Origin of the sequence: Enterococcus sp. DIV0755b (assembly GCF_051713765.1) — a bacterium.
Taxonomy (GTDB): Bacteria; Bacillota; Bacilli; order Lactobacillales; family Enterococcaceae; genus Enterococcus_C; species Enterococcus_C canintestini.
Genome location: NZ_JBIOQN010000001.1, coordinates 718,825 through 739,208 on the forward strand (window position 1 = coordinate 718,825; position 20,384 = coordinate 739,208).

The 20,384-nt window shown below is 37.9% G+C and carries 12 protein-coding genes and 1 pseudogene; 7 read left to right on the forward strand and 6 right to left on the reverse strand.

Going from position 1 to position 20,384, the window contains the following annotated elements:
* Position 1: 1 nt before the first annotated feature.
* Entirely contained in the window at positions 2 to 1,399 is a 1,398-nt protein-coding gene (locus IGI65_RS03485) for a glycoside hydrolase family 1 protein (protein ID WP_438773247.1), read from the forward strand.
* Between the two features lie 95 nt (positions 1,400 to 1,494).
* Positions 1,495 to 2,352, forward strand: a complete 858-nt coding sequence (locus tag IGI65_RS03490) for an ROK family protein (RefSeq protein ID WP_071864417.1) — start codon at positions 1,495 to 1,497, stop codon at positions 2,350 to 2,352.
* A 281-nt stretch (positions 2,353 to 2,633) separates the two neighbouring features.
* Here the strand turns inward: IGI65_RS03490 and IGI65_RS03495 are convergent, their stop codons facing one another.
* Positions 2,634 to 3,488 (reverse strand): helix-turn-helix domain-containing protein, encoded by an 855-nt coding sequence (locus IGI65_RS03495; RefSeq protein WP_438773248.1) that lies wholly within the window; start codon positions 3,486 to 3,488, stop codon positions 2,634 to 2,636.
* Between the two features lie 276 nt (positions 3,489 to 3,764).
* Here IGI65_RS03495 and IGI65_RS03500 point away from each other — a divergent pair, with 276 nt between their 5' ends.
* Positions 3,765 to 4,172: a GNAT family N-acetyltransferase gene (locus IGI65_RS03500; protein WP_071864419.1), complete on the forward strand. Its 408-nt coding sequence runs from the start codon at positions 3,765 to 3,767 to the stop codon at positions 4,170 to 4,172.
* Positions 4,173 to 5,097: 925 nt separating this feature from the next.
* Here the strand turns inward: IGI65_RS03500 and IGI65_RS03505 are convergent.
* Together IGI65_RS03505 and IGI65_RS03510 are read right to left on the reverse strand one after the other, a co-directional pair.
* The gene (locus IGI65_RS03505; RefSeq protein WP_438773250.1) at positions 5,098 to 7,242 is read right to left on the reverse strand and encodes a GH92 family glycosyl hydrolase; all 2,145 of its coding nucleotides are present in this window, start codon (positions 7,240 to 7,242) and stop codon (positions 5,098 to 5,100) included.
* Entirely contained in the window at positions 7,239 to 8,273 is a 1,035-nt protein-coding gene (locus IGI65_RS03510) for a GntR family transcriptional regulator (protein WP_438773251.1), read from the reverse strand. The genes IGI65_RS03505 and IGI65_RS03510 overlap by 4 nt, the downstream gene beginning before the upstream one ends.
* 162 nt (positions 8,274 to 8,435) lie before the next feature.
* Here IGI65_RS03510 and IGI65_RS03515 point away from each other — a divergent pair, with 162 nt between their 5' ends.
* From IGI65_RS03515 to rny, 3 genes are all read left to right on the forward strand, one after another.
* Positions 8,436 to 9,725, forward strand: coding sequence for a glycoside hydrolase family 125 protein (locus IGI65_RS03515; protein WP_095006102.1), 1,290 nt, complete (start codon positions 8,436 to 8,438; stop codon positions 9,723 to 9,725).
* Positions 9,726 to 9,776: 51 nt separating this feature from the next.
* On the forward strand, positions 9,777 to 12,446 hold the full coding sequence (locus IGI65_RS03520; RefSeq protein ID WP_438773252.1) for an alpha-mannosidase: 2,670 nt from the start codon (positions 9,777 to 9,779) through the stop codon (positions 12,444 to 12,446).
* Positions 12,447 to 12,950: 504 nt separating this feature from the next.
* The gene (gene rny, locus IGI65_RS03525; protein WP_438774407.1) at positions 12,951 to 14,501 is read left to right on the forward strand and encodes a ribonuclease Y; all 1,551 of its coding nucleotides are present in this window, start codon (positions 12,951 to 12,953) and stop codon (positions 14,499 to 14,501) included.
* Positions 14,502 to 14,651: 150 nt separating this feature from the next.
* Here the strand turns inward: rny and IGI65_RS03530 are convergent, their stop codons facing one another.
* Positions 14,652 to 15,926, reverse strand: coding sequence for a CapA family protein (locus IGI65_RS03530; RefSeq protein ID WP_438774408.1), 1,275 nt, complete (start codon positions 15,924 to 15,926; stop codon positions 14,652 to 14,654).
* A 279-nt stretch (positions 15,927 to 16,205) separates the two neighbouring features.
* Between IGI65_RS03530 and mprF the strand changes: the two are divergent.
* A pseudogene (gene mprF, locus IGI65_RS03535) lies at positions 16,206 to 18,773 on the forward strand (bifunctional lysylphosphatidylglycerol flippase/synthetase MprF).
* A 96-nt stretch (positions 18,774 to 18,869) separates the two neighbouring features.
* Here the strand turns inward: mprF and treR are convergent.
* Both treR and pgmB read right to left on the reverse strand, forming a co-directional pair.
* On the reverse strand, positions 18,870 to 19,586 hold the full coding sequence (treR, locus tag IGI65_RS03540) for a trehalose operon repressor (RefSeq protein WP_071864439.1): 717 nt from the start codon (positions 19,584 to 19,586) through the stop codon (positions 18,870 to 18,872).
* A 120-nt stretch (positions 19,587 to 19,706) separates the two neighbouring features.
* On the reverse strand, positions 19,707 to 20,357 hold the full coding sequence (gene pgmB / locus IGI65_RS03545) for a beta-phosphoglucomutase (RefSeq protein WP_438773253.1): 651 nt from the start codon (positions 20,355 to 20,357) through the stop codon (positions 19,707 to 19,709).
* Between the last annotated feature and the right edge of the window lie 27 nt (positions 20,358 to 20,384).

Consider the following 20,384-nt stretch of genomic DNA (forward strand, 5'->3'; position numbering starts at 1 on the left):
CATGACTAAAAAGCAATTTCCAAAAGGATTTTTGTGGGGAGCGGCAACTTCTGCTCCTCAAACAGAAGGACACAGTTTAGAAAACGGCAAGACAAAGACAACGTGGGATTACTGGTATGAAACAGCGCCAGAAAAATTCAACGCAAATGAAGGGCCAAACAATACGTCAAATTTATATGAAATGTATCAAGAAGATTGTAAGCGAATGCAAGAAATCGGTTTAAATTCCTATCGTACTTCTATTTCTTGGGCGCGTCTATTGCCAGATGGTAAAACAATCAACAAAGAAGCAGTCGCTTTTTATCGGGATTATTTTAATCAAATAAAGGCAAACGGGATCACACCAATTATCAACTTGTTTCATTTTGATATGCCGATGTGGTTAATGGATAAAGGTGGCTGGGAAGCTCGAGAAGCCGTGGATGCTTTTGCTTTTTACGCCAAAACCGCTTTTGAAACTTTTGGCGATTTGGTGACTGACTGGACGACATTTAATGAACCGATTGTGCACGTTGAAATGGGGTATTTATACGGCTACCATTACCCTGCGATTGTCGATTTTAAAAAAGCGATACAAGTGGGCTATCACACCCTTTTGGCGCATGCGGCAGCCGTAAGAGAATTTCGCCAAGTGCTACCAACAGGCAAGATCGGAATTATTTTAAATATTACCCCCACTTATACTCGCAGTGATGAAAAAGCAGATAAAAAAGCAGGACTTGCTTCTGATTTATTGAATACTAAGAGTTTCTTAGATCCTGCTGTGCACGGTACAATTCCGCAAGCTTTGATTGATTTATTAGCAGAAAATGAATTAACGCCTCAAACACAAGCAGAAGATAAAGAACTTTTACAAAACACAGTTGATTTTATCGGTTTGAATTATTATCATCCACGGCGGGTACAGGCGCCAAAAAATCCTCATGTTCCGGCTGTCATGCCAGAAGACTTGTATGCGCCTTACGATTGGCCAGAAAAACGAATTAATCCTTATCGTGGTTGGGAAATTTATCCAGAAGCCTTATATGATGTGGCGATGATGATGAAAAATGAATACAAGAACCTTCCGTGGTTTGTCTCAGAAAATGGGATGGGAGTAGCTGATGAAGAACGGTTTATGGATGAAAACGGCATGATTCAAGATGATTATCGGATTGAATTTATGGTGGAACATTTAAATTATCTTCATCAAGGAATCACTGAAGGAAGTAATTGTTTTGGCTATCATACGTGGACATTTATCGACTGTTGGTCATGGCTTAATGGGTATCGCAATCGCTACGGTTTTTATCGGGTAGATTTAAATGATCATTACAAACGAACGCTGAAAAAAAGTGGTTTGTGGTTTAAAGAAGTAAGTAAAAATAACGGCTATGACGCCAATATTAACGTTGATTAATTGGTGAAAACAAAGCAGAAAGCTGATAGATAGGTTTTTGACTGTTATTTTTAAGCTGTTTAAAAATTGGTGACATAAATGAAGGAGGAAAATAGATGGTACTTGCAGTTTTTGATATTGGCGGTTCAGCCGTAAAATATGGAACATGGAAAGATAAAACGCTACACGATACGGGCAGTTTTACTACACCGGCGACTTTTGCAGAAATGGTAGCTGAAATGAAACAGGTGATTGCAACGATTGGTACAATTGATGGTGTGGCGATCAGTTCCCCAGGGGCGGTAAATGTTAAAGAGCGCCGCATCGATGGGATTAGCGCGGTGGAATATTTACACAATCGGCCCATTTTTGATCAATTAGAAGCTGAGTTTAATGTACCGGTCACGATTGAAAATGATGCCAACTGTGCGGGTATCAGTGAAATAGAATTAGGAGCAGGGACAAAAGCGCAAAATGCAGTTTTTGTCGTGATTGGCACTGGTATTGGCGGTTCAATTTTTATTAACCGTAAAATTTATCAAGGCAGTCATCTATTTGGTGGCGAATTTGGTTTGATGAAGCCTTTTGGCAAAAGTATTTTAAGCCCGATTGGAACAGCGGTCAATACTGCCAGAAAATTTACCGCAGATACCGGCCGAAAAGTAGATGGTCGCATGTTATTTGAACTAGCCGATCAAGGGGATGAATCTGCACAAAAATATTTGGCTGAAATGTACGATGCGCTAGCCCATTCGTTATATGATGTCCAAGTTTCCATTGACCCAGAAATGATGATTATCGGTGGTGGCATTTCGGTGCGCGTAGATGTGATTGAAAATATTAAAACCCGTCTGTATGACTTGTTAAAAGCAGAAGGCGTGGAAAGTATTATGCCAGAAGTTGTCGCTTGTAAATTTAAAAATGATGCTAATTTAATTGGTGCAGCGGCAAATTTTGAAGTTTTAAGAGGATAATAAAACAGCTCAGTTAGGAATATGATTCTCGTGATGCCCCCTAAAAAAGTGAGATTAAAAATCTAACTTTTGAAAAGGTGATGACAAGAAGATAAGTACTAGCTGAGTTGTTTTTTTCATAATAAAAGAATTATAGGAGTTTTATAAGAAGAGAGCTGACAGGCCAAAATTTTTGTAATCCAGCGTAATTACTCTTTACGACAATAAACGGACATGGAAAAAGCGATTATCAAGATTTTAGCTTATTGTTTGAGAATGGCTAAGATTTTTCTGTTTTTTAGTTATTTCTCTATAATTTCAGTATAAAAATCTTGTAATTCTTTGATTTTGTCCGTCATATTAAAAAGTGCTAGTGCGTTATAAAATTCGTTAAAATCAACAGTGGTGGGGTCGGCTGCTGCTCTAGCTTGTAATAATTTGTCAAAATATAAAGCCATCATTTTGGCATACATGTATTTTGGTTTCTTTGCCACAGTGGTTAAGCCGGTTAAAAATTGGTTTAAAATTTGATCATTACAGCGTTGGAATCCTAGAATAACGCCGTTGATAAAAAAGGTAGTTAGTAGCGAAGTGTAGTAAGGATTCGCGGCATTTTCAGCTAAGGTTTCTTTGGAACTTTCCAACAAGGCTAAAATCATCTCGTCTGAAAAAGCGAACATCAAATTCATAAAAGTGGTCATTTCAAAGTGCTGCCAGACTTCCACTTTAAAAAGATAGTCACAAATTTTATTAATTTCTTTGGTATATTTTTGCGCATCGAAGTGATCATTTTTATAGGCTAAAATCGTCTCTGTTTCAAACCATAAAATATAATAGTAAAAATCGTGATGAGCTAAATAATTTTGCCAAATCTCTGCTTTTAGCTCTTTAGAAATATGGCCGGCATAATATTCTTTGACAAATTGGTCTGCAAGACGACGTTTAGGAGAAATCTCCTGATCTTCTAGAAGCAGTTGATATTCTTCGACTCTTAAGTTCATGCGGTCTAAGTATTGCAATAAAATACCACTTGAAAGCTCAGTTCCACGATTTTCAAAAGAAGAAAGAGTGGTACGAGAGCTGATACCTTCACAAAGTTGTTTTTGCGTAAAGCCGCGTTCTAAGCGTAATTTTTTTATAAGTTGTGCCTGTTTCATGGTTAATCTCCTATGACGCATTTTTGTACGAAGTTAGTATAGCTTTAAAAAAATGTTTAGGCTATAAGTATTAACAAAAATTAAATAGTCTACAAAATTTAGGAATAGTTGGCTATGGCAATTTTTTGTCATAGCCTTCTTTCGTGAAATTTAAAATAGATTATACCAAGGGAATTACTTAAATTTTTACGTGGTATAATTTTTTTGAAGATATAAAATGAATAATCCGTTTTAGAATATACTTTTAGTTATAAAAATAAGTAGGAGGTTAAGCAGATGATCCAATACAAAGAAAATGACAGAGTAGAAAAAGAGGATTTGAAACAATTATATTCGAGTGTGGGCTGGATTGCATATACTAATAATTTAGAGGTGTTAGATCAAGCTGTCAACAATTCATTAGCAGTTATTACGGCATGGGACAATGAAAAGCTAGTCGGTTTAATTCGCGTTGTAGGTGATAATTATACGATTATCTATATTCAAGATATTTTAGTACATCCTGATTATCAAAATAAGCAAATAGGTACGCAATTAATGAACCAAATGTTACAAAAATATAAAACAGTGAGACAGAAAACTTTGCTAACAGAAGATGCCCCAGATGTTAGACATTTTTATGAAAAATTTGGATTTTCTTCTTGTGACAAAGGCAGTGCGGTTGCATTTTATAAAGAATTTTAGTTGTTTAACAGCGCAGTTAACCTAAGGTAAGGTTAAAGGATATAATCGCGATAAAATAATCTGTGACGCATTTTTGTACAAAATTAAGACTATATAAAAAAAGTGATTATACTAAAGCAGTAAGAAAAAAGTTGTAATATTTTGGTTTGAACAAAGAGGAGGAAATGTGATGTATCCTGATTCACCTTGGGAAGTCGAAGTATTTTAATTGAAAATGAAAAAGTAGGGTTTGGTAAAATCAGTCATGCATTTGGGGAAATGCACAGAAAAGCTGATTCATTTTTTTACTGAAAATAAAAATAAACGGACTTTTATTTTAGAGTCTCCTTTAAGCTGGCAGATTAAAGTAAAAGTCAAAATTTACAGATTTTATACATAAGGTGAGAAAGCAGTTCACTGTTTTGTCCATAGCGTTTTACGCATTGTCTTTTTCTTTTACAAAAAGAGTTCGCAACATCTACTAATTGCAGATGTTCATATTAAAAAAAACAGGCAACTTTAATCTTATGTCAGCTACTGCTGTTACAGGTCGCAAATAGCCGTCAATTTTGAAAGAACTTAGTTACTAAGACATCTTTTAAAAACGGCTTTTTGCGATTTTTTTGTTGGGAAAAAATTAGCTGCTTTTCAGCTGAAATAAAGTCAATTTGCTAAAATCGTTGTTTAGCGTTAAAGAGTTAAGGGCAGTTGTTTAGCTTTTCGGATAACGAAAAAGCAAAGGGCGCTAATATTTTGAAGAGGTTGTGACAAAAGTCTTGTCACAACCTCTATTTCTGAATAAACGGTATGACAGAAGCAGCTTCTTCGGAAATAAGACGAAATTCCCCCAAATTTGAAAAACAATTTTCGGAAATTCCGTCTTATTTCTTGAAACTGGTCGCTTTTGTCACAACCTCTTCATTTAACCTGCTTTGCTTTTTTGATACTATTTTTTAGTGCTTAATGAAAATGGTAAATCTGCGGCAGTATGTTCTTTTGGATTTGGCACGATCCCTAAGGTAAAGTCAATGGTGCCTCCGTTGATTAATTCTTCATGGGTGAAGAAAAGTTTTTCTGCTACATCCCCATTGAATTTTGTTGCTTGTAAAAATAGTTGTTGGGGGTGATTTGGTGTGGCGTTAATCGTTAATGTTTTGCCACTTGATAATTTTAGCGTGGATTTTTTGACTAAAGGCATGCCAATCACATATTCGCCAGTACCAGGACTGACAGGATAAAAACCAAGTGAGTTAAAGATATACCAACCGGCCATGCTTCCGTTGTCTTCGTCGCCGGGATAACCGTCAGTAGCAGCGCTAAAACATTCTGTCAGTAAACTTTTAATTAACGGTTGGGCCATTTCAGGTTTGCCAACGTAACTAAAAAGATATGGGTAGTGAAAACTTGGCTGGTTGGAAATTGCTAACTGGCCAAACTCAATAGCGGCCATTTCGCTCATCTCATGAATTTCAAAGCCATAACCAGTCACTTCAAAATCAGGAGATTGATTACATAATTCAATCAATTTTTCAGTAAAGGCTTTATTTCCACCCATTTGATTGATTAGACCTTGGAAATCTTGATAGACTGCAAAACTACTTTGCCAAGTACTGCCTTCTGCGTAATCCTTACCCCAAGAAATCGGTGAAAATTCTTCACGGAAATTCCCTTCTTTGTCTTTTGCCCGCATAAAGCCTGTTCGGGTATCAAAAATATTTTGATAGTTTAGCGCTTGTTTGGCATAATGTTTTGCCGTTTCTTCGTCGGCTAGTGTTTGTGCTACTTGACTGATACAAAAATCACTGTAGGCATAATCCAGTGTGTGGTTAACTGATTCATGATAATCACTTGGCACATAACCATATTTTAAATAATCCAATGTTCCTTGTCGTCCGTAGTTTTGTTTGTCGCTTTGGATTGTCGCGCCTTTTTTCATCGCTTCTAAGAGGCGGGGCATCAAATCAGGACGAATGTCTTTAACCGCTGCATCGGCAATTACAGCATCAATTAAAGTACCAGGCATAAGCCCCCGTTCATCTGGTGATAACCATTTTGGTAAAAAGCCGGTTTCTTCATAGCTGGTTAAAAATCCTTCCAGCATTTCTTCGTATTTTTCTTTGGCCACAAGAGAATAAAACGGATAGACGGTTTTATACGTATCCCAAAAACCGTTATTGGTGTATAAAACGCCCGGTTTGACAGTCTTATTGAAAGTATCGTAATGAATTTTTTCCTCGTTTTCGTCTAACTCATAAAAGGTTTGTGGAAATAAGAAAATTCGATACAGATTATGGTAAAACGTTTTGGTGTGAGCGGGATTTGTATGTTCAACTTGCACCCGCTCAAAGTAATTTTCCCATTCAGACTGACTAGCCGTGCGAAAATCTGCTAAGGAAAGTTCTTGTTCTCGCAGACGATTGCGTGTTGCTTGTTCAAAACTGATAAATGAAGTCCCCAAATGAAGCGTTTGCGTTTTTTCGTTGCCAAAATCAAGGACAACAAAGGTGTTTTCACCAGCGACTTTTTTTAGACTTTGAATGGATTTTTCAAAGTGGATAGAGAGATAAAAAGTGAAATCATCATCTTCAGCACCGGAGAAATTGACCACACTAACTTGCAATTCATGGTCATTTAGTTGTGTAATTTCTTTTGCGCCCGGTAAAGTAAGCATTAGCCCATTTTGCGTTTTTTCATAATTAATAGCTAAAATGCCACCATACATACTAGGAACAACAGTCGAAGTAATGTTATAGCGTAATTGGCGAATAGAAAGTTCAAAAGGCCGAAAAAGCGCTTCTTCTGGTCGATAAGAACTTTGGGCGTGAAATAAAGAAACATCTGCTAGTTCGCCACTGATAGGGGTGAAAAGAACATGGGAAAAATCCCCCATCCACGGACTTGGCTGATGGGTAATGCGGTAACCTTGGAAAGTGCGGTCTTCAGGGTGAAACCACCAACTACCTTTGGCATCTGTCGTCTGGGGGGCAAAATAATTCATGCCAAAAGGAACGCCAGTATAAGGCAGGCAGTTCCCGTTTGAAAAGCTGTGTTGATTTGCAGTACCGTGACGTGTATCAATTGTTTCAATCATGCTGTAATCTCCTTTGTTGATTCCCGGACAAAAAGTGTGACCGGAATTTTTTGGCTATTTGGTTTTTGTTTGGTTTTGATCCAACTTAATAAAGCTTTACCGGCGCTCTCACCGATGGCTTTAAAGTCTTGTGAAATTGTCGTCAACGGGGGATCAACGAAAGCTGCCGCTTGGATATTATCAAATCCCACTAACGAAATATCTGCTGGAATCAAAAAGCCTGCTTGTCGTAATGTTCGCATTGCTTCAATGGCAGTAATATCATTTTCACAAACAAAAGCAGTAATTTGATTGTGTTTCACATAATCTACTAGACGTTCTTTTTCAGTAGTATCTTCTTCAAACGACGTGTGAAAAGTAATGTCATTTTCCATTAAACTTTGGATATAACCTAAGTAACGTTGCCGTGTTGACTGGGGATGGTGGTGATTGCCAAATAGATAAGCGATTTTTTTGTGTCCGGCTTTCACAAGGTAATCACAGGCTTCTTTTCCACCGGCTAAGTTATCGGCTAAAAATGACGGTAACTTTAAATCGGTGACTTCTTTATCCAAAAGGACGATCGGAAAATCAGCAAAAGATAATTCAAATAGCACATCCAAATGTTGATTTTCGTCTTCGGTGTAATAAATCAAGCCATCAAATTCATTTTTAATATCTTGGGTGGTGTGGGTATTTAAGAAATCATAAGTTGCAATCATCAATTCGTAGTGAGCGTCTTGCATAACGGGCAAAATACTGCCGGATAAATTGCCAATTGCAATGTCATCTGTAAAAGGGAGCAAAAGTAAAACGCGATTGGTGTTTGTGTTTTCTGTGTTTGTACTGGTGACAAAACTTCCTTTTCCTCTAGTGCGCTTAATGAGCCCTTGTTGTTCAAGTTCATTTAACGCGCGCTTTGAAGTAATCCGACTAACATGATATTGTTCTGCGAGTTCTTTTTCTGTCGGTAATTGGTCCCCTGCGGCAAGCTGTCCGCTAGCAATTTTATCTTCTAAGTCCCGTAAAATTTTTAAATATAAAGGTTCCATCTTTTTCTCCTTAATTGGTATATCATATATAGTAGTTTAGCACATATTTTTCTGCTGTAAATAAATAAAAAAACTTTTTTGAAAGCGTAGACATATCGACGGAAGTGCTATATAATCGGTTCATCAATAAAGATATATCATTTATCAAAGGAGCAAGCAAGTATGACTTATAAAGATATACCAAGATCAATTCAACAATTTATGGATGAAATTACCGCCAAATGTGGCAAAGAACATGCCGATTGGGCAGAAAATTTTAATGCAGCCTTTGCCAACACGTTACTAACAACTGTCAAACGTCATGATGATGGCACTACTTTTTTATTAACTGGTGATATTCCAGCGATGTGGTTACGAGATTCTACCGCTCAAGTTCGGCCTTATCTAGTTGTTGCTAATGAGGATGAAGATTTAGCAGCGATGATTTCTGGTTTAGTTAAAAAACAATTTTATTATATTAATATCGATCCTTATGCGAATGCGTTTAATGAAGAAGCAAATGGAGCCGGTCACCAAAGCGATCATACTAAAATGAATGACTGGATTTGGGAACGAAAATATGAAATCGATTCCTTATGTTATCCAGTACAACTAGCGTACTTGCTTTATAAAAATACTGGCAGAACCGACCAATTTAATGAAGATTTTGTTTCCGGGGTAGAAAAAATCTTAACAGTCTTTACGACAGAACAAGATCATAATAACTCTCCTTATACTTTTGTCCGCGATACCGATCGTAAAGAAGATACCTTGATTAATGACGGTAAAGGTGCTGAAGTGGTTCCAACTGGGATGACATGGTCAGGTTTTCGACCAAGTGATGATGCTTGCCAGTACGGCTATTTAGTTCCTTCCAATATGTTTGCTGTTGTTATCTTGGGTTATTTAGAAGAAATTTTCAGCACGGTTTTAACAGACGAAGAGATTGTTGCTTGGGCGCATAAATTAAAAGTTGAAATTGAAGCTGGCATTAAAGAACACGGACGAATCACAAATAAAGCCGGAGAAACTATTTTTGCTTACGAAGTTGACGGCAAAGGTAATGGAACAATTCAAGATGACAGTAATGTTCCCAACTTAATTTCAGCTCCTTATTTGGGTTACGGCACGATGGAAGACCCACAATATTTGGCAACACGTAAAACATTATTAAGTAAAGAAAATCCTTATTTTTATGAAGGCAAATTTGCTAAAGGGATTGGTTCTTCTCATACACCAGAAAATTATGTTTGGCCAATTGCGATGGCAATGGAAGGCATGACTACAACGGATAAAGCTGAAAAAGAGCGCATTTTAAATCAATTAGTCGCAACCGATGCAGGTACGCATTTAATGCATGAAGGATTTAATGTGGATGATCCAACCCAATACACCAGAGAATGGTTCTCTTGGGCGAATATGATGTTTTGTGAATTAGTAATGGATTATTTTGATATTCAAGTGAAAAAATAAGCAGATCAGGCGGCTAACATGCTGGCCGCCAACTTTTAGGAGACGGATGTAATGAAGAAAAAAGTATATATCATTTCCCATAGTCACTGGGACCGTGAGTGGTACATGGCCTATGAGCAACACCATATGCGTTTGGTGACTTTAATGGACGATTTATTAGAATTGTTTGAAACAGATCCAGATTTTAATAGTTTTCATTTAGATGGCCAAACCATTATCTTAGATGACTATTTACAAGTGCGACCTGAAAAAAGAGAAGCAGTTCAAAAAGCCATTGATGCCGGAAAATTACGCATTGGACCATTTTATATTTTGCAAGATGACTTTTTAACCAGTTCGGAATCTAACGTGCGTAATATGTTAATTGGTATGGAAGATAGTAAAAGATGGGGCACACCAGTTATGCTAGGTTATTTCCCAGATACTTTTGGCAATATGGGGCAAACGCCACAAATGATGAAACAAGCCAATTTAGAAGCGGCGGCTTTTGGTCGTGGGGTTAAACCAATTGGCTTTGACAATCAGGTGCTTTCAGATGACAACTATACTTCACAATATTCTGAGATGAATTGGGTTGGGCCAGACGGGACGGATATTTTTGGCTTGTTGTTTGCTAACTGGTATTCAAATGGCAATGAAATTCCGGCTGAAGAACAAGCGGCCCGCGCTTTTTGGGATCAGAAATTAGCGGATGCAGAAAAATTTGCCGCTACCAATCACTTATTAATGATGAACGGGGTTGATCATCAGCCTGTTCAAAAAGATGTTGCTAAAGCGATAAAATTAGCCAACGAATTGTACCCAGATTATGAATTTATTCATTCTAATTTCACTGATTACTTAGCAGCGGTGCAAAGCGATCTACCAGCAGATCTTGGTACTGTAAAAGGGGAATTGACCTCACAAGAGACAGATGGCTGGTTTACATTAGCCAACACAGCTTCTGCGCGGGTTTATTTAAAACAGTGGAATACGCGCGTTAGTCGACAATTGGAAAATATAACAGAACCTTTAGCGGCTATGGCGTATGAAGTTTCTGGCAACTATCCTTTTGATGAATTGGATTACGCATGGAAAACTTTGATGCAAAATCATCCTCATGACAGTATTTGTGGCTGTTCAGTCGATGAAGTGCATCGGGAAATGATGCCACGCTTTGAAAAAGCTAATGAAGTTGGAAAATATTTGGCAGATGAAGCTACTGCGACGTTAACAAATGCCATTAATACTTCAAAATTCCCTGAAGAAAGCTTCCCATTTGTAGTTTTCAATACTGCTGGAACAACAAAAAGTGGTGTTGCAACAGTCGATATTGAAGTAAAACGGGTAACTTTTGCAGAATTATATCCTTCAAAAGGTTATGATAAATTAGCCCAAGAAACGCCACAAACGTATCATGTTATCAATCAAGCAGGTGAAATTGTGCCAGCTGTGATTAGTGAAGAGCAAATTCGTTTTGATTACGATCTACCAAAAGATCGTTTCCGCATTCCTTATATGGAAAAATATGTCACAGTAACACTTGATGTAGCAGCAATGAAAGGTTTTTCTTGGGATAGCTTTGCCTTAGTCGTTGGCAAAGAAGAAAAAGAAACGACATCATTAGTGGCAAAATACGGCCGCGTGTTAGAAAATGACTTTGTAAAAGTCGAAATTCAAGCAGACGGTAGCCTAACTTTAACCAATAAACAAACCGGTAAAACGCTAAGTGATTTGTTAGTCTTTGAAGATGTCGGTGATATTGCCAATGAATATATCTTTAAACAACCTGAAGGCGATCACGCCATTTTATCGACCTTTTTCCCACACCAAGTGGAAGTTATAGAAGATAACGCACTAGTGGCAAAAGTTCAACTAACGCATGAAATGGAAATTCCTAAATCTGCTGAAGACTCATTAGACTTAGAACAAAAGAAAGTAGTCGACTTCCGTTTCCGTAAATCAGGGCGTAGTAATGAGACAATCAGTTATAAAATCGTGACCGAAATCACATTAAATAAAAACAGTAAAATGGTGGAATTTGCAACAACAGTGAATAACCAAGCCAAAGATCATCGTTTACGGGCGTTATTCCCAACCACACTAGCTGTGTCAACTCATGAAGCTGACAGTATTTATGAAACAGTTGTCCGTCCAAATCAGGTTTCAAAACATTGGGAAAATCCAACGAATCCGCAACACCAACATGCTTTTGTCAATTTGCATGATGAAGAATTTGGACTAACAGTTTCCAATTATGGCTTAAATGAATATGAAATCGTTGACGATACTATCGCTTTAACCTTGTTACGTTGTGTGGGAGAACTGGGCGATTGGGGCTATTTCCCAACGCCAGAAGCGCAATGTCTAGGTGAACATACTTTTAATTATGGCATTGAACTTCATGGTGCACCAGAGACGCGCTTTGCTAGTTATAAACGCGCTCACAGTGCGCAAGTGCCGTTAAGTGTCAAACAAACGAGTGTCCACAGCGGGAAACTTGCAACCAGTCAGACATTTGTAGAAATTGCTGGTGATAAATTTGAACCGACAGCTTTAAAACGTCGTAAAAATGATGATGCGCTAATTTTAAGAGGCTATAACTTAAGTAACGATGAAGAAGAATTGATGCTTAAAAAAGGTGAGCAATCACCAAATCAAACGCTAAATCTATTAGAAGAACCACTAAAAGAATACAGCAACCGATTACAGCCGTATGAAATTCGCACTGTTGAATTTTAAAATTAAAACATCTGTCTAATTAAAACTCTGCGCTTTGTCGCTACTTTTGTTGGAGCATTACTTCCAGCGCTCTTACTAGTAGTGAAAGTGCGGAGTTTTTATTTAAAAAAGATAGCGCAGTTATGAAAATTTTATTTTAATGGCTAAAAGGGAGGATACTTATTAGTAGCAATGAACCGCAGGTGAAAGAAAAATCATTTTTCGCCGCAAAAAATAGCGGTCTACTGGCAAAAAGAAAACAAATTTTGTCATAAATAAAAAAACGAACTAAATTGCTTAAATCCCGGTAAATTTTTCTGTAATTTTAAGACAAAAATAACGCACCTTTATAAGAAAGGCTTTTCGCTTTTATAAGTTGACAGCCCTTACTACAAACATTAGAATAAAGTTGTGTCTAAAACACATATGCATGTAGGCATATTGATAATTTCAGATTAAAGTTTATCAAAAAACTACGAACAATAATTGAATAAGGATAGTACGGAGGTGGATCTATTGACTTTAATGTATATTCTCCTCGCTATCATCGGTTTAATTGTCGGTGTTTTATTAGGGCTGTCCGTTGCGAAATCTCGTCACGAAAAAGAGATCGCAGGGGCTCAAAATTCTGCTCAAGGGATTTTAGCTAGTGCGCAAAAAGAAGCGGAAACTCTAAAAAAAGAAGCCTTGTTAGAAGCTAAGGAAGAAAATCAGAAGTATCGTGCAGAAATTGAAAGTGAGTTGAAGGAAAGCAAACTTGAATTAAAAACCCAAGAAAATCGCTTGCTCCAAAGAGAGCAGCTGCTTGATCGCAAAGACGACTCAATTGAAAAACGCGAAAACTCACTGGAAGAAAAAGAAACCAAACTTAGTGCGAAACAGCAATTAATTGACGAGCGAGAAAATGAAGTCGAAAAATTAATCGAAGGACAACAGCAAGAGTTAGAAAAAATCTCTGCTTTGTCCCGTGATGAAGCCAAAGAGATCATCATGAAATCAACCGAAGAAGAGTTGAACCATGAATTGACCTTAATGGTAAAAGAGTCTGAGCAAAGAGCGAAGGAAGAAGCGGATCGTAAAGCCAAAAACTTATTATCCCTTGCCATCCAACGTTGTGCTGCAGATCAAGTTTCTGAGATGACGGTCTCTGTTGTTTCATTGCCAAACGATGAAATGAAAGGACGAATCATTGGTCGTGAAGGCCGAAACATTCGTACGCTAGAGACGTTAACTGGGATTGATTTGATTATCGATGACACACCAGAAGCAGTGGTATTGTCAGGATTTGATCCAATTAGACGGGAAATTGCCCGCATGACATTGGAAAAACTAATCCAAGATGGTCGGATTCATCCAGCCCGGATTGAAGAAATGGTGGAAAAATCTCGTAAAGAAATGGATGAACGTATCCGTGAATACGGGGAAGAAGCAGCCTTTGAAGTGGGCGCGCACACCTTGCATCCAGATCTAATTAAGATTTTAGGACGCTTACATTTCCGTACCAGTTATGGTCAAAATGTTTTGAACCACTCCATTGAAGTTGCTAAATTATCAGGTATCTTAGCTGCTGAACTTGGTGAAGATGTCCAGCTTGCCAAACGGGCAGGATTGCTTCACGATATCGGGAAAGCGCTAGACCATGAAATTGAAGGCTCTCATGTGGAAATCGGGGCAGAACTTGCCGCTAAGTACAAAGAAAACCCTGTTGTAATTAACGCCATCGCTTCACACCATGGCGACACAGAAGCAACTTCTGTAATCTCTGTCTTAGTAGCCGCTGCTGATGCTTTATCTGCTGCCCGTCCAGGTGCTCGCAGTGAATCATTAGAAAATTACATTAAACGCCTAGAAAACTTGGAAAACATCTCCAATAGCTTCCCAGGTGTTGAATCAAGCTTCGCAGTCCAAGCGGGTCGTGAAGTACGTGTGATGGTTAAACCAGAAGAAATCTCTGATTTAGAAGCGGTGCGCTTAGTCCGCGATATCCGTAAGAAAATTGAAGATGAATTGGATTATCCAGGTCACATTAAAGTAACTGTTATTCGTGAAACACGTGCGACAGATTACGCAAAATAATTTTTTAAATAAAAAAACGTCTCGTTGACTCTTAAGTCAGTGAGGCGTTTTTTATTTGTGATTAAAAAAGTTATATTTAAAAATATGTTTAAAAAGACAGTTGGTTTTAGCCTACAATTACTTTTAGACGGGAAAGAAAGTTTAAAGATCCTACTTCCAATCAATCTTTAACAAGTCATTCATTTCATGATACGCAGTTTCAATCCGTTTGCGTTTTGTTTCAGGGACGGATTTGGCGTATTTACCACCGGGGAGATAGTTTTCGGCTAAGAATACTTGGTAATCTTGAGATTGGACAGTGCCGTAGATAGCATCTTGGTAACTGCGACCGGCAATCGGTTCTCTATCTACCCAAGTGGGGTGGGCGATGACTTTTTCAATTGTAGTTTTATCATTTGCTTTTTTTATGGCCACTTCCATAATGACGCCCCGCTCTGTCCAGTAATTCTCTACGGATTCATAGCGCTGATTTGAGAGTAAATTACCCATGGAATAAATGATAAATTTATTTTCGCCATCTTTTTTGATTGTTTCGGTGGGTTCTGCCACGTGGGGATGCCCTCCAAAGATAATATCTGCGCCCAAATCAATCATTTGGCGGTATTTTGTTTGTTGTTCTTCGTTTGGCTCTAAGGCATATTCCACGCCATCTTGTGGCATGACGATCGTGATATCGGCAATTTTTTCGGCTTTTTTCAAATCTTTGGCGACTTTTTCCATATTTAAGTCTTTCAAATGATTCTCATATTCTGTTTCGGTAATTGTCGCTTCCATGCCATTAAATCCATAAGCGTAAGCCAATAAAGCAATTTTTATCCCATTTACTTCTTTGACTAAAATATCTTCGGTGGTGTCGGTCTTCACACCGATTGTGTCTAGTTCGATATTTTGAAAAGCGGCAACGGTGGAATGAAGCCCTTCTAAACCAGTGTCTAAAATATGGTTATGAGCTAAATCAATGACGTCAAAACCAGCTTCTTTAATAGCGTCAGCCGCAGCGGTGGGGGCGTTGAACATTGGATAGCCAGATAATTCACGCTCAGGGTTGATTGTGCCTTCAAAATCCCCTAAAGACAAGTCGGCTTTTTTTAATAAAGGTGAAATTTGTGCGTAATCATTTTTAAAGTCGTAACCTTGCCCATCTTCGGCACTGCGATACACAATATCGTGATAGAGCATATCGCCACTTGCTGTAATGGTGGCGTACTTTGTCTTTTTAGCTTTCGTTTTAACTTCTTTATCGTTTTTTGTTTTATGTACAGTGTTTGTCTGCTGTGCTTGATTTTTTGGTGTGGGTTGAATTACAAAAACACTTAACAGTAGACTAGCAACAAGAGCTGCAAAAAGTAAACTCATAATGATAATAAATTGACGTGTTTGCGCGGCTTGTTGGGCTTTTCTTTTTTGTAGCTGTTCTTTTCTCATCATGACCTCCTGAAAATAAATGTAGATTACGCTACTCTCATTTTACTTTCTTAGCGTAAGAAAAGATAGTCGAATATAGGGGAAAGCAGAATAAAGAAAAAATATCAACTTTCACTTTCCCGTAACATAGTTGGTAAAAAAACGTTATTTAGGCTACCATAAAACTAAAGAAATAAGTTAAAATCAACAATTGAAAAACGCGTGAAATAAAATCACTCGTTTAGTACATACTAAAAGCAGTGAACAGGCTGGCTTGGTAGTAAAGATAGGAGAAACTTTATGAAAGAGAAACTAAAGCAGTTGATGAGCTGGTTAAAAAACCATAGTCTTTTATTACGTTTAATTTTCTTTGGCTCTATTTTAATATTTGTCGCCAATCAAGTCGCAAATATTGCCCACGGTATGAGTTGGGCGCAGGTGGGACAAACGATGGCAAAACAAGCCAATACTACCTTGGTTTTAATGGCTTTATTAGGCTTTGTCGGGGTTTTACCGATGCTTGGCTATGACTGGGTAACAATTAACGTCTTAGAAGAAGCTGGGCGAAAAAAAATGCCGCGAGGGAGTTGGTTTATTGCCGCTTGGACGACCAATACGATTAATAATCTAGCTGGCTTTGGTGGCATTGTCGGGGCGAGTTTGCGGAGTAATTTTTATGGTAAAGGTTTTGATCGCAAAAAAGTTTTAGCCACTGTTTCAAAGGTCGCCTTTTTCATGTTTAGTGGCTTATCGATTTGGTCGTTGTGGTTACTGGTGGATATTTTTTTACTTCATCATACTAGTCATTTTCGTAATTATTGGATTTGGCTGGTGGGGGGGAGTTTATACGCACCGGCACTCTTTACGTTGACGTATTTGCGACGTAAAAAATTGTTTCATGATCTTTTTCCCTTGCGTGTGATACAACTGGCACTGACTTCATTTTGTCAATGGGCAGGGGCGCTGGCTGTTTTTTTAGGTATCGGGTATTTGATGCAATTAGATGTAGCTTTAACTGAAGTCTATCCGATGTTTTTGATTGCGACTTTAATTGGGATGCTGACGATGGTTCCTGGTGGGATGGGGACGTTTGATGTGTTAATGATTTTGGGTCTAGGACAGTTAGGTTTATCTCAAAATCAAACGGTAGTCTGGTTGTTGTATTACCGGCTCTTTTATTATTTACTGCCTTTTTTTAGTGGTTTAATCTTATTTGTTTCCCAAACAGGAGTAAAACTCAATCGCTTTTTTAATAATTTACCACGCCTGGTATTGCAGCGTATTGCCCATATTATTGTGGTGGTGGCAGTTTATTTTGCAGGTATTATGATGGTGTTACTTTCAACAGTCACCAATTTATCCAACCTGAGTAAGATTTTCGAATTTTTACTGCCGTTTTCTTTTAATTTTTTAGATCAGACGTTGAATTTATTAATTGGCTTTGTCTTACTAGGCCTTGCCAGAGGCTTATATAGCAAAGTGAAAAAAGCGTATTTGCCTACTTTAGTCGTCTTGATTTTTGGGATTGTTAATACGATTACTCGCACCCGTTCTATACAGTTGATGATTGTTTATTGTTTAATCTTACTGGCTGTTTGGTTAGCCCGCAAAGAGTTCTATCGGGAAAAATTCGTCTATTCTTGGGGTGCGGTTATTTTTGATGTTGCATTATTTGGGACGTTACTGATTGCTTATGCAGTGGCAGGGTTTCATAGTGGACAGTGGTGGAATACCAATCTAATGGGTGGTCAATTTGTCTTATTCCCTTCTGATGATGTTTGGATTTCAGGGATGATTGGTTTAGCTGTCGGTGTATTGACATTGTTATCTTTACAGCAGTATTTGAGCCGAAGTACTACAACTTTAGGAGAAGCGTTTGATGAGACTCGTTTTGAAAATATCCTCAAACGTTACAGCGGTACGAAGTCTAGTCAACGGTTGGAACTTTCCGGTTACCGCTATTATTATTATCAAGTGAATGGGCAAGATCGGGTAGTTTTTGGTTATCAAATAAAAAGTAATCGTTGTTTTATTTTAGGTGATCCGATTGGAGATAAAACTCTTTGGCAAAAAGCGACCCAAGACTTCATGGTCGCAGCGGATAAACAAGGTTATCAACTGGCTTTTTACAAAATTAGTGAAAAATTTGTGGTAAAACTTCATGACCTCGGGTTCCAATTTGCTAAAATTGGCGAAACAGGGACAGCGTATTTAGGCAAATCGGATTATTTGCAACAAGAAGTTTATCGCAAATTAAGTATTCAAGGCTATACTTTTAAAAAATACGAAACAGTACCGGCAGAACTGCTACCACAATTAGCTACGGTCTCAACAGCTTGGCTAAACGGCGAAGGTGAAAAATATTTTGGTAACGGCCGTTTTGACGCAGACTATTTACAAAAAAGTCCGGTGGCAGTCGCCTTTAATCATGAAAAACAAATTGTAGGCTTTATTACCCAACAGGCGATTTCTAGCGAGTGGGTTTCGTATGATTTATTGCGTATTTTACCGCAAGCACCTAAAGAGTTGGCGAACTTTTTGGTTTTGGGGATGCTAGCTAGCTGGGAAGCAGAAGGATAAAAAAAAGTTGATTTGGGCATGGTACCACTAGCTCAAGTTGGCGAAGGTCCATTTGCCTTTTTAGAAGAGAGAATGATGAATATTATTTATAATTATGGCAATGCAATTTATAATTTCCAAGATAACTTCAGTGGAAAACAAAAATATGTGACACAGTGGGAAGGGTGTTATTTTGCTTATTTGAAAGGAAGTAGCTTTTATCTGGCTGCAGCCCAACTGCTCCGTCTAATTGGCCGTGGAAAAAATAAAGGGCCAACCCTAGTAGAAGAAGTCATTTTAGAAGAATAAAAAAAGCATAACAACTGACAGTAAGGCCTTCAAAAAGCTCTAGCGTTTATCTAAAGCTTTTTGAAGCAGTCTGGTGAGTTGTTACGCTTTTTAAATTTAGGCCTTACGTCGACGGGCAAATTCTAAGAAACGAAATTTGTCTAATTTGTGAATAGATTCCGTGTATTCAAAACAACGGGTATCTTCCAAAAAGACTAAACTCCGGACAAAAACAGCGTGTTGGTCTTCTAAGGACAATTCCATTAATTCTCTGATTTCTTTATCAACGGGCTCTACGGTAATTTCTTTTTGGGCGTAAGCAATACCTAAACCCAAATCGTTTTCCAAATAGCCATAAAGCGAATCTTCTGCTTTTTTTATAGGTAGTTCAGGAATAATGTTTAAAGCCAGATAGTCACGGTCTAAAATAGCCACTTCACCATCAATTTTACGCTGACGAACCAATTTCCAAGCTTCACTTGCTACCGGCCAGTCGGTTTTTTGACTGAGGCTGGGCGAGACTGCGACTTTTTTTAGTTCTACTACTTTGGTTTCATTAGGGATATGTTGTGCTTCTTGTAATTCTTTAAAACTGGTTAGACCAGAAATAGGAAAATCAAATCGATTAATATCTAAGACGATAGAACCTTTGCCTTGTTTTTTTTGAATGTAACCTGCGTCTTTTAATAAATTCAACGCTTTGCGGACGGTTTCCCGTGAGACATTGTATACCTTTATCAGTTGATTTTCACTTGGTAACAATGATTGTGGGGGATACTCGCCATTTAGAATCTTTTGTTCCAAGTCTAAAAAAATCTCCCGAAATTTATTCATTACGTCCCCTCCCAGTCCTCATTGTAGAAATCATTTTGCTAAAAAGCAACTTTCTTTGGTGAAATTCCGCTATTTTAACGTATATCATTGTAAAGCGTACAAATAGTGGTGTTTTTATGGCTACTTTTGTAACAATTCATCCATGTTCAGTTCGGTTAATTCATGGCAAGTTACATCTGCGCCATGTAATGGTTCACCAGATAAAACACCGACTGCAAACATGTGGCAAGCTTTAATGCCATCAATTCCAGCTTGGGCATCTTCAAAACCAACTGCTTCCTCTGGTTTAATATTTAAAAGTTTCGCGGCTTTAATAAAGATTTCAGGATCTGGCTTACCTTTGTGTAACGTTTCGGGGTCGACGATACCAGCAAATTGATCTTTAACGCCTAATTTTTCTAAGATAAAAGGAGCATTCTTTGAAGCTGAGGCAATCGCGCAAGGAACGCCTTTTGTATTTGCTTGGTCTAAAAATTCTTTCACACCGGGTAATAAATCAGCAGGGGTTAGGGATTGTAATAATGTTACATACTCATCATTTTTTTGCGCGGCTAATGCTTCTTTTTCTTCTAGCGTAAAGTCGTTTTCTTTACCACCATGAGCCAAAATTCGATCAAGGGAATCCATGCGACTGATGCCTTTTAATTGTTCGTTGAATTTTAAATCAACATCGACGCCAATCTTCGCGCCTAAATTGCGCCAAGCGATAAAATGATACTTCGCAGTATCGGTGATAACACCATCTAAATCAAAGATAAAACCTTTTTTCATAAACTTTTTCCTCATTTCCTTTTTTAT

What these genes read in the sequence shown, in the direction of transcription:
- IGI65_RS03485 (WP_438773247.1), top strand. Translation starts at nt 2, where the DNA reads ATGACTAAAAAGCAATTTCCAAAAGGATTTTTGTGGGGAGCGGCAACT.
- IGI65_RS03490 (WP_071864417.1), top strand. Translation starts at nt 1,495, where the DNA reads ATGGTACTTGCAGTTTTTGATATTGGCGGTTCAGCCGTAAAATATGGA.
- IGI65_RS03495 (WP_438773248.1), bottom strand. Translation starts at nt 3,488, where the DNA reads ATGAAACAGGCACAACTTATAAAAAAATTACGCTTAGAACGCGGCTTT.
- IGI65_RS03500 (WP_071864419.1), top strand. Translation starts at nt 3,765, where the DNA reads ATGATCCAATACAAAGAAAATGACAGAGTAGAAAAAGAGGATTTGAAA.
- IGI65_RS03505 (WP_438773250.1), bottom strand. Translation starts at nt 7,242, where the DNA reads ATGATTGAAACAATTGATACACGTCACGGTACTGCAAATCAACACAGC.
- IGI65_RS03510 (WP_438773251.1), bottom strand. Translation starts at nt 8,273, where the DNA reads ATGGAACCTTTATATTTAAAAATTTTACGGGACTTAGAAGATAAAATT.
- IGI65_RS03515 (WP_095006102.1), top strand. Translation starts at nt 8,436, where the DNA reads ATGACTTATAAAGATATACCAAGATCAATTCAACAATTTATGGATGAA.
- IGI65_RS03520 (WP_438773252.1), top strand. Translation starts at nt 9,777, where the DNA reads ATGAAGAAAAAAGTATATATCATTTCCCATAGTCACTGGGACCGTGAG.
- rny (WP_438774407.1), top strand. Translation starts at nt 12,951, where the DNA reads ATGTATATTCTCCTCGCTATCATCGGTTTAATTGTCGGTGTTTTATTA.
- IGI65_RS03530 (WP_438774408.1), bottom strand. Translation starts at nt 15,926, where the DNA reads ATGAGAAAAGAACAGCTACAAAAAAGAAAAGCCCAACAAGCCGCGCAA.
- treR (WP_071864439.1), bottom strand. Translation starts at nt 19,586, where the DNA reads ATGAATAAATTTCGGGAGATTTTTTTAGACTTGGAACAAAAGATTCTA.
- pgmB (WP_438773253.1), bottom strand. Translation starts at nt 20,357, where the DNA reads ATGAAAAAAGGTTTTATCTTTGATTTAGATGGTGTTATCACCGATACT.